We start from the raw sequence: 15,269 nt of genomic DNA, 5'->3' as shown, positions 1-15,269 counted from the left end.
CGCATCTCAGCTCCGGTTTCTCTTGTCCCATGCCTGCTATTACTGCCGACCTCCCCGCTCTCGCCCGGTCCATCAAGGAATGGGGCCGCGAGTTGGGCTTTCAACAAGTCGCCATTGCCGGCCTCGACCTGGGAGAACACGAACACCATCTGCAACGCTGGCTGGAAGCCGGCTACCACGGTGACATGGACTACATAGCCGCCCACGGCAGCAAGCGCTCACACCCGCAAGAGCTGGTGCCCGGCACAGTGCGCGTGATTTCCCTGCGCATGGACTACCTGCCCGGTGACACTCATATGGCGCAGCTGCTGGCCCAACCGGAAAAAGCCTACGTTTCACGTTATGCCCTGGGCCGCGATTATCACAAGCTGATCCGCAAGCGCGTGCAACAACTGGCCGACCGCATCCAGAAGGACATTGGCCCGTTTGGCTTCCGCGCCTTTGTCGACAGCGCCCCGGTACTGGAAAAGGCCATCGCGCAACAGGCGGGTCTGGGCTGGATCGGCAAGAACACCCTGGTGCTCAATCGCAAGGCGGGCAGCTACTTCTTCCTGAGCGAGCTGTTTGTCGATTTACCGCTACCGGTCGACGCCCCCCACGAAACCGAACACTGCGGGCGCTGCACCGCCTGCCTGGACATCTGCCCAACCAATGCCTTTGTCGGGCCTTATGTGCTGGATGCGCGCAAATGCATTTCGTACCTGACCATCGAGCTGAAAACCGCGATCCCTGAAGAATTGCGCTCGATGATCGGCAACCGGGTATTCGGTTGCGATGACTGCCAGATCGTCTGCCCCTGGAACCGTTTTGCCCGCACCACCGCAGAAGGGGACTTCAAGCCACGGCATAACCTGGACAATGCCGGCTTGGCCGAGCTGTTTATGTGGGATGAAGACAAATTCCTGAGCAGCACCGAAGGCTCGCCGCTGCGCCGGGCCGGGTACGAACGCTGGCTGCGCAACCTGGCGGTAGGCCTGGGCAATGCGCCGTCGACGATCCCGGTGCTGGAAGCCCTGAATGCGCGGCGTGATTACCCGTCGGAGCTGGTGCGCGAGCATGTGGAGTGGGCGCTGACACAACACGCCAAGCGGGCCTGAACCAAACCCGCTGCCACAGCTGCTTAATGCTCGTCGTTATAAACGAACTTGGGCATTTCCCAGTTAAAGCGGATCGCCAGCAAACGCAGCAGCAGCCCGCCGAACAAGGTGACGAAAATCGCCTGTTCGTTGGGCATTTCCAGATAAGTACACAACAAGAAACACCACGCCGCAGCAAACGAAACGCTGGCATACAGCTCGCGACGGAAGATCAACGGAATGTCATTGCAGAAGATGTCACGAAGGATGCCGCCGAAGACCCCGGTAATCACTCCGCTCACCGAAGCCACCAGCATGCCCTGGCCCATCTCCAGCGCGGTCATGCATCCGATCAGGGTAAACGCCACCAGCCCCAGGGCATCGAGCACCAGAAACAGCGAACGCAGATGACGCATCAAGGGCGCGATAAAGATCGTCACCAATGCAGCGAACGTGGTCAGTACCAGGTATTCCGGGTGTTTGACCCACGTCAGCGGGTAGTGCCCCAACAGGACGTCACGCACCGAACCGCCCCCTAGCGCGGTGACGCAGGCGATCAGCACCACACCGAACCAGTCCATGCCCCGACGCCCGGCAGACAGCGCGCCGGTCATGGCTTCGGCAGTAATGGCAACTAAATAAAGCATCAGCAACATGGCAGCGATCCTTGCAAGAAGGCGCGCAGTCTACTCTCAGTTGGCATTGGCACCAAAAGCGGGCAACAAATACTGTTCTTTGTGGGAGCGGGCTTGCTCGCGACGGCTTCGCTGCGGTTCGGTAGATGTACCGAGTCGCTTGCATCGCGAGCAAGCCCGCTGCCACAGGGGGATCAACGGCAGCTTAGAATTTGATGAAATGCTTGCGGTAGTGTTGCAGCTCGGCAATCGACTCGCGAATGTCGTCCAGCGCCAGATGCGTACCCTTTTTCACCAGGCTGTCGCGTACTTCCGGCGCCCAGCGTGCAACCAGCTCCTTGAGCGTCGAAACGTCCAGGTTGCGATAGTGGAAGTAGCTTTCCAGCGCTTTCATATGGGTGTACAGGAAGCGGCGGTCCTGGCAGATACTGTTGCCGCAGATCGGCGATTTGCCTTTGGGTACCCACTGTTCAAGGAACGCGATGGTCTGCGCTTCGGCTTCGGCCATAGTGGTGGTGCTGTCCTTGACCCGCTGGGTCAGGCCGCTGCCGCCGTGGGTGCGGGTATTCCACTCGTCCATGCGCGCCAGCACGGCATCACTATGGTGGATGGCGATGACCGGGCCTTCGGCCAGGGTATTGAGGTTGCTGTCGGTAACGATGGTGGCCATTTCAATAATGACGTCGTTGTCAGGGTCCAGACCGGTCATTTCCAGGTCGATCCAGATCAGGTTCTGCGCGTTTTGCATAATGGCCTCCAGTGCTTAGGTGCGCAGTTTAGCTTAGGCACGCGGCCCTCGTGCTAAACTCCCCGGCGTTTTACCCTTCTTATCGTTTTATCAACACGGAACACCCATGGCCAAACGCCAGCTCAACCGTCGTCAGAATTGGCGCATCGAAAAGATCCAGGGCGAGCGCGCTGCCCGCGCCGCCAAACGCGAATCCAGTGCCGTCGAAGCGCTTGAAGGCGGCGATTTAGGCCCCGAGCAACTTGGCCTGGTGATCGCGCACTTTGGTGTGCAGGTCGAAGTCGAAGCCCAGGAAGGTGAGCTCAAAGGCCAGATGTTCCGTTGCCACCTGCGCGCCAACCTGCCCGCTCTGGTAACCGGTGACACGGTTGTGTGGCGCGCCGGCAATCAGGGCATCGGCGTTATCGTCGCCCAGTTGCCGCGCAAGACCGAGCTATGCCGCCCGGACAGCCGTGGTCAGCTCAAGCCGGTTGCAGCCAACGTCGACATGATCGTGATTGTGTTCGCACCCATGCCCGAGCCGCACGCCAACCTGATCGACCGCTATCTCGTCGCCGCCGAGCACGCCGGGATTCGCCCGCTGTTGCTGCTCAACAAGGCTGACCTGATCGACGAGCAGAACGCACCGGCGCTGAATGCGTTGCTGGGGGTTTATCGTCAACTGGGTTATCCGGTGCTGGAAGTGTCGGCCCATCACGGCGATGGCATGCAGCAGTTGCAAGCGCAACTGGACGGCCATATCAGTGTGTTTGTGGGTCAGTCGGGCGTTGGCAAGTCGTCCCTGGTCAACAGCCTGCTGCCTGAGGTCAACCTTCGGGTCGGGCCGCTCTCGGAGATTTCCGGCCAGGGTACGCACACCACGACCACGGCACGCTTGTTCCACTTCCCGGGCGGCGGCGATCTGATCGACTCCCCGGGTATTCGTGAGTTCGGCCTGGGCCACGTCAGCCGTGCCGATGTCGAGGCGGGGTTCATCGAGTTCAACGACCTGATCGGCCGTTGCCGCTTCCGCGACTGCAAGCATGACCGCGAGCCGGGCTGTGCATTGCTGATGGCCCTGGAAGATGGCCGCGTGCAGCAACAGCGCATGAACAGCTATCGCTCGATCATTGCCAGCTTGCCTGAGTCGAGTTACTGATTCAGGCCAGAAGCCCCCTCACCCCAGCCCTCTCCCGGAGGGAGAGGGGGCAAATTATCAGTGTTCTTGAAGCCGCGTGCGCTCAGTCCCCTCTCCCTCTGGGAGAGGGTTAGGGTGAGGGCGGCGGGTCGTCAAACAGATTCAGCTTCTGCCGTTCTTCATGCATCGGCAGTGGCTGTTTGTCGGCGGGCAGCTTGATCGGGTCAACTGGCGCCTTGGGCAGTTCCTGGGGCTTGACTGACTCCGCACCCTGCTCGCCTTCAATCGCCTGCTGGGCCTTTTTGTTCAGCACCACAATGTCGATACGACGGTTGACCGGATTATTGGGGTTAGCCGTGTCGAACAGCACTGACGAGGCATAACCCACCACCCGCGCAATCTGCCCTTCCGGGTAGCTGCCCGCCACCAGCGCACGCCGCGCTGCATTGGCACGGTTGGCCGACAACTCCCAATTGCCGTAATCACCGCCCCCCGCATAAGGCATGGCATCGGTGTGGCCGCTGATACTGACCTTGTTGGGTACTGCCTTGATGGTGTCGGCCATGGCCAGCAAAATATCTTCGAAGTACGGTTTGAGCCTTGCACTGCCCACATCAAACATCGGCCGGTTTGCGGCATCCATGATCTGGATACGCAGGCCGTCCGGGGTAATTTCAAACAGCAACTGATCCTTGAACTTGCGCAGCTGCGGGTTTTCTTCGACCTTGTTCTGCAACTCCTGCAACAGCAGTTCGAGGCGCTCTTTCTCGACCTGCTCGGCCATGCTTTCAACCTGCTCGGCATCTACCTTGATCTTGTCGGGCTGGGGCTGCAGTTTTTCTTCAGGGTTGAGGGTGTTGTCCGGCGCCAAGGCCGGAGTGCCGCCCAGGTCGATGACGTAGGGCGTGCCGCTTTCGCTGAATCCGATCGGATCTTTGAAATAACCACCAATGGCGATCTTTTGCTCGGGCGTGGCCGCCGTCATCAGCCACATCACCAGAAAGAACGCCATCATCGCCGTGGCGAAGTCGGCAAAGGCGATTTTCCAGGCGCCACCGTGATGGCCTGCGGCGTAGCGCTTGACGCGCTTGATGATTATGGGCTGGTTGTTTTCCATAAATCAGCGACCACGAACCACTTGTTCCAGCTCGGAAAAACTGGGCCGGTGCTTGGGGTACAGGACCTTGCGACCAAACTCGACCGCCAGCGACGGCGGCATGCCTGAGGCCGAAGCCACCAGCGAGGCCTTGATCGATTCATACACGTTGAGTTCTTCCTTGGCATCGTGAGCCAAAGACGTCGCCAACGGACCGAAGAAACCATAGGCCGCCAAAATACCGAAGAAGGTACCTACCAGCGCGGCGCCAACGTGCATGCCGATGGCCGCCTGATCACCTTCGCCCAGCGAGGCCATGGTCACCACAATACCCAGTACCGCGGCCACGATACCGAAACCCGGCATGCCGTCGGCGATACCGGTAACGGCGTGGGAAGGATGCTCCAGCTCTTCCTTGAGGTTATACAGCTCCATGTCAAACAACCCCTCAAGCTCGTGGGGGGCCATGTTGCCCGAGGACATGATGCGCAGGTAATCGCAGATAAACGCGGTCATGCGCTCATCTTTAAGGACAGTGGGGTATTTGGCGAAGATAGGGCTGGCGGCCGCGTCTTCAATGTCGCTCTCGATGGCCATCATGCCTTCGCGACGACTTTTGTTGAGAATCTCGTAAACCAGGCCCAACACTTCAAGATAAAAAGCGTGGGAGAAACGCGAACCAAACATGCCCAGTGATTTTTTGATCACATGCATGGTCATGTAACCGGGGTTGGCTTGCAGGAACGCACCGAAGGCCGCACCGCCGATGATCAAAACCTCGAACGGCTGGATCAGCGCCCCGATTTTGCCGTGGGAAAGTACGTATCCGCCGAGCACACTCGCGAACACGACGATGATGCCGATAATTTTAGCCATAGATATAAAAGTACTTCTTGGGTCGGTTCAAGGTCATATTCCAGCGTAGCTAAAACTCTTCTTCTCCTTATCGGCGAATCTGCGCCAGACTATAGCCGGTAGAGCCGAAAAGCCATTCGACCCCCAGATTGGATGATCATCGCGTCCTCATTATGGCCAACGAAACCCGCGCACCGATATCAACACCCACCACCCTGGATGCCTGGGTTGCACACCTGGACGCCGTCGATCTGCCGATCCCGCAAACCAGCCATGCGCGGGTCTTCAAGACCCTCAACGACAGTCGCCGCTCGTTACGCGAAATTGCCGAGGTTATGCAGGACAGCCCGGCGCTGGCCCTCAGACTGATCCGCGAGGCCAACCAGCAAGCCCAAAGCAGCCTGAGCGAGCCGGCCGAGAGCCTTGAAGTGGCGATCAACCGCCTGGGCCTCAAACGCACCCAGATGCTGCTCGAACATGTGCCGGCGCTGGCGATCGAGGATATCCCGCTGGCCTACCGACAAATCCAGCTGATCAGCCAGCACGCCGCACAACAGGCCATTGGCCTGTTCGGCAATCGCCTGGCGCGGCTCTGGCAGGAAATCTACTGGAGCAGCTTGCTGTTTCTGTCACCGCTATGGGCCCTGGCACTGACCCACCCACTGCTGCTCGAAACCTGGGAACGGCGGGTGGTCGGGCACAATGAGTGCGCCAGTAAAGTCGAGCGCCAGCTTTTTGGTGTGCCACTGTTTGATATCTGCCGCAGCCTGGCCGAGCTGTGGCGTCTGCCGGGGTGGGTGATGCAAGGTTATACGGTGATCACCGAAGAGCGCCGCACCCTGGTCAGGGTGCTGCATATCGCCCGCGACACCCATCACCCCCTGCGTCAGCAACAACTGCTGGACGCCGACCCGGCCCTGCGGCGCTGGCTCAACCAGCCTGCCAACAGTGTGTTGCTGGCCAACTGCCTGGCGCTGTCAGCCCAGCAGGGCTGGGACACACCGCACAACCTGCGCTGGCAGTACGTCACCAGCCTTTACCTGCAAATGCCCCTGGACGAAGTTCAGCAGCAGGCACACCAGCAGGCCGCGAGCAGTGCGCGCTATCACTCCAGCCCCGACCTTTGGCATCCGGCCCAGGCATTGCTCTGGCCGTGGGACTCACGCCGCAGCGGGGACAACTCGCAGGCAGCCCCGCCTCCCTCGGCCGAGGCACTCGTCGCCTGGCGCAAACATTGCGGGCAGCTGCTGGAGCAACCCAGCGCATTCAGCAACCCGATGCATCTGAGCACCTGTGCCCGCGAAGCCTTGCAGGCGTGCGGCATGCGCCGGGTGATGATACTCACCCCCGACAAGACCTCGACCAGCCTGAGCGTCAACCAGATTGCCGGCCTGGGCAGAACCGCCTTCGACCTGACCGTCAACATCAGTGACAGCACCGCGCTGCAACGCCTGATGATGCAACCTGCACAAGTGCGCCTGACGCCCGAAAACAACGCGGTGATTTCCGCAGTCTTGCCCTACAGCCTGCGCAGCCTGTTCCCCGGCGAGCATCTGCTGCTACGCTCGCTGAGCAATAACGGTCGCGTGGTCATGCTCATACTGGCAGACCAGGGCGGCGGGCCATTTTCCGAAACCAGCGTGCAAGCCTTTGGCAAAACGGCCCAATGCATCGAGAAAGCCTTGAATACCTTTAGTAGTCGCGGGCGCTAGCGCTACAATCCCCCCTTTTTGCTCTGGAGGCTTCCTATGCCTGGCTTCTCTGGCTTGCCATTAGTGATCGAGCCCGGCGACCTGCTCGCCCGGCTCGACGCACCCGAACTGATCCTGGTTGACCTGACCAGTGTTGCACGCTACGAGGCCGGGCATATTCCGGGCGCCCGTTTTGTCGACCCGAAACGCACGCAACTGGGCTTGCCACCGGCACCCGGCCTGCTGCCGTCGCAAGCGTCACTCGAAACCCTGTTCGGCGAGCTGGGGCACAATCCCGACGCGGTCTATGTGGTCTATGACGACGAAGGCGGCGGCTGGGCCGGGCGGTTTATCTGGCTGCTTGATGTAATCGGGCACAAGGCATACCACTATCTGGACGGGGGCATTCACGCCTGGATTGGCGAAGGCTATGCCCTCAGTCAGGACGTGCCTGCCGCCGTCAATGGCCCGGTGGCGCTGACCTTGCACGATGAACCCACTGCCACCCGCGAGTACCTGCAAAGCCGCCTGGGCGCCGCCGACCTGGCGATCTGGGATGCACGCAGTGCCGCCGAATACAGCGGCGAAAAAGTGCTGGCGGCCAAGGGCGGGCATATCCCCGGGGCCAAGCATCTTGAGTGGACCACCGGCATGGATAAAACCCGTAACCTGCGTATCCGCCCGGACATGGCGCAGATCCTCAAGGATCTGGGCATCACGCCAGACAAAGAAGTGATTACCCACTGCCAGACCCACCACCGTTCCGGCTTTACCTATCTCGTCGCCAAGGCGCTCGGTTACCCGCGCGTCAAAGGCTACGCCGGCTCCTGGGGCGAATGGGGCAACCACCCCGACACCCCCGTCGAGCTACCTGTAAAAAATTAAGGACCTTGAATGAAAAAGCGTTTGTTCCTCCTCAGTCAGTACCTGTTGCCGCATCACCTGCTGTCACGCCTGGCCGGCTGTATTGCCGAATGCCGCGTACGCTGGTTCAAGAATGCGTTCACCAGCTGGTTCGCCAAGCGTTATCAGGTAGACATGTCCCAGGCCCTGGTTGAAGACGTGACCGCCTACGAGCACTTCAACGCCTTCTTTACCCGCGCCCTGAAAGACGGCGCCCGCCCGCTGGATCAAACTCCAGGTGCGGTGCTAAGCCCTGCCGATGGCGCGGTCAGCCAGCTGGGCCCGATCGAACACGGCCGCGTGTTCCAGGCCAAGGGCCACAGCTACAGCGTGCTGGAGCTGGTGGGTGGCGATGCTGCAGTAGCAGCCCAGTTTATGGGCGGCGAATTTGCCACCATCTACCTGTCGCCCAAGGACTACCACCGCGTGCACATGCCACTGGCGGGCACCCTGCGTGAAATGATCTACGTGCCGGGGCGCCTGTTCTCGGTCAACCAGACCACCGCCGAAAACGTGCCGGAGCTTTTTGCCCGCAACGAGCGTGCGGTGTGCATTTTTGACACCGAGCGCGGCCCTATGGCCGTGGTATTGGTCGGTGCCATGATCGTGGCATCCATTGAAACCGTGTTTGCCGGTCTGGTTACCCCGCCGAAACGCGAGCTGAAAACCTTCCGTTACGACGAAGCTGCCCGTGCGCCGATCCACCTGGAAAAAGGTGCCGAGCTGGGTCGTTTCAAACTGGGTTCGACGGCGATCGTGCTGTTTGGCGCGGATCAGGTGAAATGGGCCGAAGACCTGACGGCAGGAACGCCGGTGATGATGGGTCAGAAAATGGGTGCACCGGCGCACGCCGAATAACCCATAACCCTGTGGGAGCGGGCTTGCTCGCGATGCTGGCAACTCGGTGCATCTGATTCACCGAGGTGATGCAATCGCGGGCAAGCTCGCTCCCACAGGTCATTTACAGGGGGGCTCAGCCCTGGCTGTTACGGTCACGCTGACCGAGCAGGTACAGCACGCCATCCAGGCCCAAAGTCGAAATTGCGTGCTTGGCCGATTTCTTGACCAGCGGCTTGGCACGGAATGCCACACCCAGCCCGGCAATCGCCAGCATCGGCAAATCATTGGCGCCATCACCGACCGCAATGGTCTGCTCCAGGCTCAAGCCTTCCTTTTGTGCCAGTTCGCGCAGCAAATCTGCCTTGCGCTGGGCATCAACAATCGGTTCGACCGCAACACCGGTCACCTTGCCGTCCACCACTTCCAGTTCGTTGGCAAAGACATAGTCGATGCCCAGCCTGGCCTGCACTTGTTTGGCAAAGTAGGTGAAACCGCCTGACAGAATCGCAGTTTTGTAACCCAGACGCTTGAGCTCGGCGAACAGCACTTCAGCGCCCTCGGTCAGGCGCAACGAAGCACCGATGGCATCCAGCACGCCCACGTCCAGGCCCTTGAGCAGCGCCATGCGCTCCTTGAAACTGGCCTTGAAATCCAGTTCGCCAGCCATCGCGCGCTCGGTGATGGCCGCCACTTGATCCCCCACGCCTGCCGCCTTGGCCAGCTCGTCGATCACTTCAGCTTCGATCAGCGTCGAGTCCATGTCGAACACCGCCAGGCGGCGATTGCGACGGAACAGGGTGTCTTCCTGCAGGGCGATATCCACGCCCAGCTCCTGGGCCAGGTTGAAGAAATCGGCACGCAGCGCGTCAACATCCACAGGCTCGCCACACACACGCAGCTCGATGCAGCTTTTGCTCGACTCGGTCGACGCATCCAGCGGCACGCGACCGGACAGGCGATCCGTCTGCTCAATGTTCAAACCGTGCTGGCTGATCACCGATGTCACGCGCTGCAGCTCATGGGCGGTCACCTGGCGGCTCATCAGCGTGACCACATGCCGGGTCTGGCTTTGTTCGTGGACCCAGCGCTGGTAATGCTCTTCGCTGATCGGGTCGAAACGCAGCTGCAAACCTTCCTTCGCGATTAAGGGCTGCAGGTCCTTGAGCACTGCCGAAACCAGCTCGGCTTGTGGAATTTCGACCAGAAAACCCAATGACAAAACGCCATGGATGGCGGCCTGACCGATGTCGAGAATATTCACACCATTGCTGGCCAGTACACCGGTAATGGCCGCAGTGAGACCCGGACGGTCCTCACCTGTGATGTTTATCAGGACGATTTCGCGCAAGGCACACCCCCATTCGCTAAAAAAAACGCATTCTACCCACTTTCAGTGACCATCGGGCACCGCCAAGGCTTTGCCGCCCTCAGGCCGCTCGCTATACTGCGCACCAACTTAACGGACTAAGAGCCGCGCTCAGTGAACCGGCCATCGCCTGTCAAAACCGATAACTTCTTCCTGCTGATCTTCCGGGCCCTGCGCGATCGCCGCGTTCCGCTTGCTCTGCGTATCGCCAGCCATAACGTGATCCTGGTCGCCCTGGCACTGGTCATCTATGCCGTGGTCATGGGCCTGCAATTCAAGCAGGCCATGCACGAACAGGCCGACGCCCTGGGGCAAAGCCTGACCACGCAAACCGCCACCTCGGCGACCGAGCTGCTGGTGTCGAACGACATCCTCAGCCTCAACGTGCTGCTCAACAACCTGACCAAAAACCCGCTGGTGGCCCACGCGGCCATTTATAGCGTGGATAACCGTATCCTCGCCGAAGCCGGGCAACGTCCCAAAAATGGCCTGCTGGGCGAAACCGAGGGTGTGTATCAAACCAAGATCACCTTTCAGGATGTGACCGCCGGGCATCTGCGCATCAGCCTGGACATGCACCAGTTCGAGCAGCCGATGACCATCAGCCTGCAAAGCATGGGCATTTTGAGTGCTATCCTGCTGGCCCTTGCCCTGGCCTTAAGCTTGCGTCTGGGCCGTCATATCACCACGCCCCTGCTGCAACTGCGGGTATGGCTGCGCGAACCCGATCCTTACACCCCGGCCATCCAGCGCCAGGATGAGATCGGCGACCTGGCTCGTCAGCTCCACACCCGCCTGGCCCCTCCGGCACCAGAGCCCGAGCCGGAACCAGAAGAAGACGACTACGACGACAGCGACTACGAAGAGGCCGAAGACAACGAGCCGAGCTTTGAAGTGCGCAACCTGAGTGACCCGACGTTCGATGAGACTGCAGCGGCACCTGCGCCCAAGGCTGCACCTCGACAGTTGGTGAGCACCGAAGAAGACGAGAACGACGACGAAGACCCGTTTGCCGACCTGCGCGACACCAGCACGGCGAGTGCCGCGCCGGTTGCCCTGGCCAAACCAAAACCGGTCGCATCTGCGGCGCCGCAACCGAGTGCCGTACTCGCGGTGCAACTGGGGGCACAAGAGCAATTGCGCCGCCTGCCCCGCGCCCGATTGATGGAACTGCTGGAACGCTATCGTGATTGTCTGAACCAGGCAGCCTCGCTGTACCAAAGCGAACTGCATACGCTGAACGATGGCAGCACACTGATGCTGTTCCACAGTGAAGACAGCGGCGACGACTACCTGACCAACGCCATTTGCTGCGGCGAGCTGCTGCGTGCATTGGGTCACGCCCTGCAAATCGAAGTGGCAGACAGCGGCATTACCCTGCAATTGCAACTGGGCCTGGTGCTGGGTGAAGGCCTGAGCGGCATGAGTCAGATTGACCTGCTGCTGACCGAAACGGCGCAGGATGCACTGGCCTTGTCGCAACACAGCCGCAACCTGTTGCTGGTAGAGCGCAAGATCAGCGATGACCCGCTGATCCGCCAGCGCGCCCGAATCCGCCCGATTGCCAGCCCGGAAGGCGCCTGCTGCGTAGAGCGCCTGATGGAGCCTTACCCTTCGATGCTGGAGCGCCAGCTGGCGCGGATGCACGAGAGTCGCGGGTAGCCAAAGCCAAGAGCACCCTCACCCTGGCCCTCTCCCGGAGGGAGAGGCGTGGTGAGGGGCTTTTGACCTGCCATAAAAAATCCCGCACATGTGCGGGATTTTTTTGTTTCTGGCTACAGCCTCAGAAGCGGAAGATTTCCATATCCGTGCGTATCGGTGAGGCCATCGGGATACGAGGTTTATCCGCACCCTGCTTGGGGGCTGCCTTGGACGGCGCCTTGGGCGCTTCCACCAGAGGCGGCTGGTTGGCCAGAGGCTTGAGTGCCACCGCCAATTGCTCGCTCAACTGTTGCAACAACTTGCCCTGAGCCTTGACCTGGTCCGCCGTACTGCCCCCGTGCGGCTGCTCCAGGTGCACGATGCGGTTGTCACGCACTTGCCCGCGACGGTCAATCAAGCGCCATTGTGCGTCCAGCACTGCAGGCAGGTCCTTGCCCGAGTCCAGCCGAGTGATCGACAACAACACTTGCACATCCGGGCTGAAGCCCGCAGGTGCCGGGGCCTGGACCACACGCTGGCTGTCCAGGCGCCATGCCAGTTGGCGCACCAGCAGCTGGTCGATATCTGCCGACAGGCTACCCGCCCATCGTCCGTCAGTCGCAGCGCTCAAACTGCCATCAGGCTGGCGTTGCAGCAGGGTTTCACGTTGCAGGTAGTCGGCCACGCTGATCGGGCCAAGTACCACAGCCATGCCGGCGCTTTGCGCGGGCTGGCCGGGGCTGCCGCTGTCCAGTTGGTACAAGGCCGCCGGCTGGTGCGTGCTGCACCCCGCCAGACCCAGCACACCGGTCAGCAACGCAATTATAGGAAGGCGTAGAACGTTCATCATTCCATCCAGGTGGCCGCCTCAGGGCGAGCCGCAGTGTAATTCTCGAAAGGCTCGCAAAGCACATTGCCATAAGCCGTGCCGCTAACGCGGCATATCATCCGCGAATATTGGGCATGACTCCAGCGCTGTCGCGCCGATCTGCGCTTAAAAACGCAGGCCGGGCGCACTAAACAGGCTTAATTGGGGGTTTCTACCAACAAGGCATCCACACGCTGGAACCCACGAGGCAGTTTGTTGCCACGACGGCCACGCTCACCTTTGTAGTGTTCCAGGTCATCCGCCTTGAGCGTCAAGGTACGCTTGCCCGCCTGCAATACCAATGCGGCATTGTCTGGAAGTACCGCGATGTCGGTCACGTACTCTTCGCGGCTGGCCACGCGATCGCCGGGTATGCCGATGATCTTGTTGCCCTTGCCCTTGCCCAGCTGCGGCAAGTCGCTGACCTTGAAAATCAGCAGGCGCCCTTCAGTGGTCACCGCCGCCAGCCAGTTGTGCTCGCGATCGGACACCGGCCGCGGCTGCATCACCTGCGCGCCTTTGGGCAGACTGAGCAGCGCTTTACCGGCCTTGTTCTTGGCTTGCAGGTCTTCACCCTTAACCACAAAACCATAACCGGCATCGGAGGCGATCACGTACAACGCGTCGTCTTCCGGCAACAGCACGCACTCGAATGTCGCGCCCGGAGGCGGGGTCAGACGACCGGTCAGCGGTTCGCCCTGACCACGGGCCGACGGCAAGGTGTGCGCAGCCACTGAGTAGCTGCGCCCCGTGGAGTCGATAAACACCGCAAACTGGTTGGAACGCCCGGCAGCGGCGGTTTTGTAACCATCCCCCGCTTTATAGGACAGGCCGGTAGCGTCCAGGTCGTGGCCTTTACCGCAACGTACCCAGCCTTTCTCCGAGAGCACCACCGTGACCGCTTCAGTCGGCACCAGCTCGTTTTCCGACAGGGCCTTGGCTTCTGCGCGGGCCACGATTGGCGAACGACGATCATCGCCGTAGGTTTTGGCGTCTTCCAGCAGTTCAGTGCGCACCAGCTTTTTCAGCTTGGCTTCGCTGCCCAGCAGGGCTTGCAGCTTGGCTTGCTCTTTACGTAGTGCATCCTGCTCGTCGCGCAGCTTCATCTCTTCCAGACGGGCCAGTTGGCGCAGGCGCGTATCAAGGATGTAATCAGCCTGGGTTTCACTCAGGGCAAAGCGTGCAATCAGCTCAGCCTTGGGGTGTTCCTCGGTGCGAATGATATGGATCACTTCATCGAGGTTCAGGTAAGCGGTGAGCAAACCGTCCAGCAGGTGCAGGCGGCGCTCGACTTTATCGAGGCGGAACTGCAAGCGACGGCGCACGGTGTTGACGCGGAATTCCAGCCATTCCACCAGCAGGGCACGCAGGTTTTTCAGCTGCGGCTTGCCGTCCAGGCCGATGATATTGATGTTGACCCGGAACGTGGACTCAAGCTCGGTGACAGCGAACAAGTGCTGCATCAGCTCGTCGAGATCGACCTTGTTGTTGCGCGGAATGATGACGATACGGCACGGGTTTTCATGGTCGGACTCATCGCGCAGGTCGGTTACCATCGCCAGCTTGGTCGGCTTGGCCTGCATCAGCGCGGCGATCTGCTCCAACACCTTGGCACCCGACACCTGATGCGGCAGTGCAGTGACCACGATGTCGCCGTCTTCGATGTGATACACCGCACGCATGCGCACCGAACCACGGCCGGTCTGATAGATCTTCAGCAGGTCGGCGCGCGGGGTGATGATTTCAGCTTCGGTCGGGTAGTCCGGGCCTTGAATGTGTTCGCACAATTGCTCAACCGTGGCTTTCGGCTCGTCGAGCAAACGCACGCACGCCGCCGCCACTTCACGCAGGTTGTGCGGCGGTACATCGGTGGCCATGCCGACGGCGATGCCGGTGGTGCCATTGAGCAGGATATTGGGCAAACGTGCCGGTAAAACCGCAGGTTCGTCGAGGGTACCGTCAAAGTTCGGTACCCAGTCCGCCGTGCCCTGGCCCAATTCGCTGAGCAGGACCTCGGAGTAACGCGACAGGCGAGCTTCGGTGTAACGCATGGCGGCGAACGACTTGGGATCGTCCGGCGCACCCCAGTTGCCCTGGCCGTCGACCAAGGTGTAGCGATAGCTGAACGGCTGTGCCATCAGCACCATCGCTTCGTAGCAGGCCGAGTCGCCGTGAGGGTGGAATTTACCGAGCACGTCACCGACGGTACGCGCCGATTTTTTGTGCTTGGAGTCAGCGTCCAGGCCCAACTCGCTCATGGCGTAAACAATACGCCGCTGTACGGGCTTGAGGCCGTCGCCGATATGCGGCAAGGCCCGATCCATGATGACGTACATGGAGTAGTTGAGGTAGGCCTGTTCGGTGAAGTCGGCCAGTGACCGGCGTTCTACGCCGTCCAGGCTGAGATCAAGGGAGTCGCTCATGCGGACCTCA

The 15,269-nt window shown here is 60.6% G+C and carries 13 protein-coding genes; 6 read left to right on the top strand and 7 right to left on the bottom strand.

Annotated features, from left to right (window positions below; genetic code table 11):
• The first annotated feature begins 29 nt into the window (after positions 1-29).
• Entirely contained in the window at positions 30-1,097 is a 1,068-nt protein-coding gene (gene queG, locus GHO03_RS04735) for a tRNA epoxyqueuosine(34) reductase QueG (RefSeq protein WP_153399292.1), read from the top strand.
• Positions 1,098-1,120: 23 nt separating this feature from the next.
• On the opposite strand, the gene GHO03_RS04730 is transcribed toward queG, so the two are convergent.
• Both GHO03_RS04730 and orn read right to left on the bottom strand, forming a co-directional pair.
• The gene (locus GHO03_RS04730; protein WP_019826256.1) at positions 1,121-1,732 is read right to left on the bottom strand and encodes a trimeric intracellular cation channel family protein; all 612 of its coding nucleotides are present in this window, start codon (positions 1,730-1,732) and stop codon (positions 1,121-1,123) included.
• 184 nt (positions 1,733-1,916) lie between these two features.
• Positions 1,917-2,459: an oligoribonuclease gene (gene orn, locus GHO03_RS04725; RefSeq protein WP_086799078.1), complete on the bottom strand. Its 543-nt coding sequence runs from the start codon at positions 2,457-2,459 to the stop codon at positions 1,917-1,919.
• A 106-nt stretch (positions 2,460-2,565) separates the two neighbouring features.
• Here orn and rsgA point away from each other — a divergent pair, with 106 nt between their 5' ends.
• Positions 2,566-3,597: a small ribosomal subunit biogenesis GTPase RsgA gene (gene rsgA, locus GHO03_RS04720; protein WP_095000948.1), complete on the top strand. Its 1,032-nt coding sequence runs from the start codon at positions 2,566-2,568 to the stop codon at positions 3,595-3,597.
• A 109-nt stretch (positions 3,598-3,706) separates the two neighbouring features.
• Here the strand turns inward: rsgA and motB are convergent, their stop codons facing one another.
• Entirely contained in the window at positions 3,707-4,693 is a 987-nt protein-coding gene (motB, locus tag GHO03_RS04715) for a flagellar motor protein MotB (RefSeq protein WP_095000947.1), read from the bottom strand.
• A gap of 3 nt (positions 4,694-4,696) precedes the next feature.
• A complete protein-coding gene (gene motA, locus GHO03_RS04710; RefSeq protein ID WP_095000946.1) occupies positions 4,697-5,548 on the bottom strand; it encodes a flagellar motor stator protein MotA in 852 nt (283 codons plus the stop codon).
• Positions 5,549-5,700: 152 nt separating this feature from the next.
• On the opposite strand from motA, the gene GHO03_RS04705 reads away from it, so the two are divergent.
• The 3 genes from GHO03_RS04705 to asd are packed head-to-tail and all read left to right on the top strand — an operon-like array spanning position 5,701 to position 8,979.
• Positions 5,701-7,239 (top strand): HDOD domain-containing protein, encoded by a 1,539-nt coding sequence (locus tag GHO03_RS04705; RefSeq protein ID WP_133144742.1) that lies wholly within the window; start codon positions 5,701-5,703, stop codon positions 7,237-7,239.
• A gap of 36 nt (positions 7,240-7,275) precedes the next feature.
• The gene (locus GHO03_RS25090; protein WP_095017684.1) at positions 7,276-8,103 is read left to right on the top strand and encodes a rhodanese-like domain-containing protein; all 828 of its coding nucleotides are present in this window, start codon (positions 7,276-7,278) and stop codon (positions 8,101-8,103) included.
• A 9-nt stretch (positions 8,104-8,112) separates the two neighbouring features.
• Positions 8,113-8,979, top strand: a complete 867-nt coding sequence (gene asd / locus GHO03_RS25085) for an archaetidylserine decarboxylase (protein WP_178110289.1) — start codon at positions 8,113-8,115, stop codon at positions 8,977-8,979.
• A gap of 115 nt (positions 8,980-9,094) precedes the next feature.
• Here the strand turns inward: asd and serB are convergent, their stop codons facing one another.
• Positions 9,095-10,309, bottom strand: a complete 1,215-nt coding sequence (gene serB / locus GHO03_RS04695; RefSeq protein WP_095000944.1) for a phosphoserine phosphatase SerB — start codon at positions 10,307-10,309, stop codon at positions 9,095-9,097.
• A 132-nt stretch (positions 10,310-10,441) separates the two neighbouring features.
• On the opposite strand from serB, the gene GHO03_RS04690 reads away from it, so the two are divergent.
• Positions 10,442-11,989: an AhpA/YtjB family protein gene (locus tag GHO03_RS04690; protein WP_095000943.1), complete on the top strand. Its 1,548-nt coding sequence runs from the start codon at positions 10,442-10,444 to the stop codon at positions 11,987-11,989.
• A 121-nt stretch (positions 11,990-12,110) separates the two neighbouring features.
• Here the strand turns inward: GHO03_RS04690 and GHO03_RS04685 are convergent, their stop codons facing one another.
• On the bottom strand, positions 12,111-12,815 hold the full coding sequence (locus GHO03_RS04685) for a membrane integrity-associated transporter subunit PqiC (RefSeq protein ID WP_176464986.1): 705 nt from the start codon (positions 12,813-12,815) through the stop codon (positions 12,111-12,113).
• Between the two features lie 179 nt (positions 12,816-12,994).
• Complete coding sequence (parC, locus tag GHO03_RS04680; RefSeq protein ID WP_095000941.1) at positions 12,995-15,259, bottom strand: DNA topoisomerase IV subunit A; 2,265 nt, start codon at positions 15,257-15,259, stop codon at positions 12,995-12,997.
• Positions 15,260-15,269: the final 10 nt, after the last annotated feature.

The sequence above is a fragment of the Pseudomonas sp. FSL R10-1339 genome (assembly GCF_009600545.1).
GTDB lineage: Bacteria > Pseudomonadota > Gammaproteobacteria > Pseudomonadales > Pseudomonadaceae > Aquipseudomonas > Aquipseudomonas bubulae.
Note: the sequence above shows the minus strand (reverse complement) of the source record. Positions and strands in the feature narration are given on the sequence as shown.

What these genes read in the sequence shown, in the direction of transcription:
- orn (WP_086799078.1), bottom strand. Translation starts at nt 2,459, where the DNA reads ATGCAAAACGCGCAGAACCTGATCTGGATCGACCTGGAAATGACCGGT.
- GHO03_RS25090 (WP_095017684.1), top strand. Translation starts at nt 7,276, where the DNA reads ATGCCTGGCTTCTCTGGCTTGCCATTAGTGATCGAGCCCGGCGACCTG.
- motB (WP_095000947.1), bottom strand. Translation starts at nt 4,693, where the DNA reads ATGGAAAACAACCAGCCCATAATCATCAAGCGCGTCAAGCGCTACGCC.
- queG (WP_153399292.1), top strand. Translation starts at nt 30, where the DNA reads ATGCCTGCTATTACTGCCGACCTCCCCGCTCTCGCCCGGTCCATCAAG.
- GHO03_RS04705 (WP_133144742.1), top strand. Translation starts at nt 5,701, where the DNA reads ATGGCCAACGAAACCCGCGCACCGATATCAACACCCACCACCCTGGAT.
- parC (WP_095000941.1), bottom strand. Translation starts at nt 15,259, where the DNA reads ATGAGCGACTCCCTTGATCTCAGCCTGGACGGCGTAGAACGCCGGTCA.
- GHO03_RS04685 (WP_176464986.1), bottom strand. Translation starts at nt 12,815, where the DNA reads ATGAACGTTCTACGCCTTCCTATAATTGCGTTGCTGACCGGTGTGCTG.
- rsgA (WP_095000948.1), top strand. Translation starts at nt 2,566, where the DNA reads ATGGCCAAACGCCAGCTCAACCGTCGTCAGAATTGGCGCATCGAAAAG.
- motA (WP_095000946.1), bottom strand. Translation starts at nt 5,548, where the DNA reads ATGGCTAAAATTATCGGCATCATCGTCGTGTTCGCGAGTGTGCTCGGC.
- GHO03_RS04730 (WP_019826256.1), bottom strand. Translation starts at nt 1,732, where the DNA reads ATGTTGCTGATGCTTTATTTAGTTGCCATTACTGCCGAAGCCATGACC.
- asd (WP_178110289.1), top strand. Translation starts at nt 8,113, where the DNA reads ATGAAAAAGCGTTTGTTCCTCCTCAGTCAGTACCTGTTGCCGCATCAC.